A 1,539-nucleotide genomic window follows, 5' to 3' on the forward strand; every position below is an offset into this window, starting at 1 on the left:
ACCCCGGCGGCACGTGCACCGCGGTGCTCCGGGTCGTGGGCTCGTGGCCGGGCGGCTGGCAGGGCGGCGTGACCGTCACGGCCGGCAACGCCATGCTCGGCTCGTGGACGACGCAGTTCGCCCTGCCGTCGGGCGGCTCGATCCAGTCGGGCTGGTCGGGCACCTACTCGACGAGCGGCACGTCCGTCACGGTGAAGAACGCCGCGTGGAACGGCCTGCTCGGCGCGGGCGCGAAGGCGGAGTACGGGTTCATCGCCTCGGGCACCGCCCCGACCGGCACGATCCCGGTCAGCTGCGCCTGACGCGCTGCACCCTCCCGGCGACGCCGGGGTCGTCCTCCGCGACGGCCCCGGCGTCGCTGCGTCGCGGCCCGGCCGGCGGAGTCGTCAGAGCGACAGCAGGCGGCGCAGGTGGCGGACCGCCTCGCGGCCCGCGCGGTTCGCGCCGACGGTCGAGGCCGACGGCCCGTACCCGACGAGCTGCACGCGCGGGTCGGCGACGACCTGCGTCCCGTCCATGACGATCCCGCCGCCGCGTGCCCGCAGGCCGAGCGGCGCGAGGTGGTCGAGGGCCGCCCGGAACCCGGTGCACCACAGGATCGTGCGGGCCTCGACGCGCGACGGGCCGTCGACCCAGCCCTCCTCGAGCGCCCCCGCGTCGTCCCACTCGACGGCGCCCGGTACGATCCGGCTGAACACGGGCCTCGCGCGCAGCACCCCCGACTCGATCCCGGCGCGGTAGGCGTCGGTGAGCGGCAGCCCGGTGACGCTGACGACGCTCCCCGGCGGCAGTCCGGCGCGGGTGCGCTGCTCGACGAGCGCGACGGCCTCGCGCCCGACCTCGGGTGTGAACTCCTCGTCGCGCCACGTCGGCGGCCGTCGCGTGACCCACGTCGTCGACGTAGCCCTGGCGATCTCGAGGAGCAGCTGGACCGCCGACGTCCCGCCGCCCACGACGACGACGTGCCCGTCGGCCAGGTCGGCCGCGGACCGGAAGTCGCGCGCGTGCAGCTGGCGCCCGCCGAACACGCCGCGCCCGGGGTAGGCGGGCCAGAACGGCTTGCCCCACGTGCCGGTCGCGTTGACGAGCCCGCGCGCACGCCAGACGACGCGCTCGTCCGGCTGCTCGACCGAGTGGGAGTGCACGAGCAACCGGCCCCCGTCCCGCGCACCGGTGCCCGTCGACGGCACGGGCGCGCGACCCTCGTCGTGCACCGCGGTGACCCGGACGGGCCGCTGCACGTGCAGCGCGTAGGCCTCCTCGTACTGCGCGAAGTAGTACGGGACGGCACGCGCGGCCGGCTCGGCAGGGTCGGGCACGACGAGCGGCATGCCGGGGAGCTCGTGCACGCCGTGCGCGCGCTCCATGGTGAGCGACGGCCAGCGGTGCTGCCACGCGCCGCCGGGTCCGGGCTCGTCGTCGAGGACGACGAACGACGGGCCGCTCTCCCAGCCACGCTGCCCGACCGAGACGAGGCCGCTGCGGCGCAGGTGGTAGGCCGCGGACAGTCCCGCCTGACCCGCCCCGATGACGACGACG

Annotated in this window: 2 protein-coding genes; one reads left to right on the plus strand and one right to left on the minus strand. The window is 76.7% G+C overall.

The features are described 5' to 3' along the window. The coding region (locus OMK64_RS19940; RefSeq protein ID WP_272730094.1) for a cellulose binding domain-containing protein at positions 1-302 on the plus strand (302 nt) is incomplete at its 5' end. An 84-nt stretch (positions 303-386) separates the two neighbouring features. On the opposite strand, the gene OMK64_RS19945 is transcribed toward OMK64_RS19940, so the two are convergent. Further along, the coding region (locus tag OMK64_RS19945; protein ID WP_272730095.1) for an NAD(P)-binding domain-containing protein at positions 387-1,539 on the minus strand (1,153 nt) is incomplete at its 5' end.

It is taken from the genome of Cellulomonas fimi (assembly GCF_028527925.1).
In the GTDB taxonomy this organism is placed as follows: Bacteria; Actinomycetota; Actinomycetes; order Actinomycetales; family Cellulomonadaceae; genus Cellulomonas; species Cellulomonas fimi_C.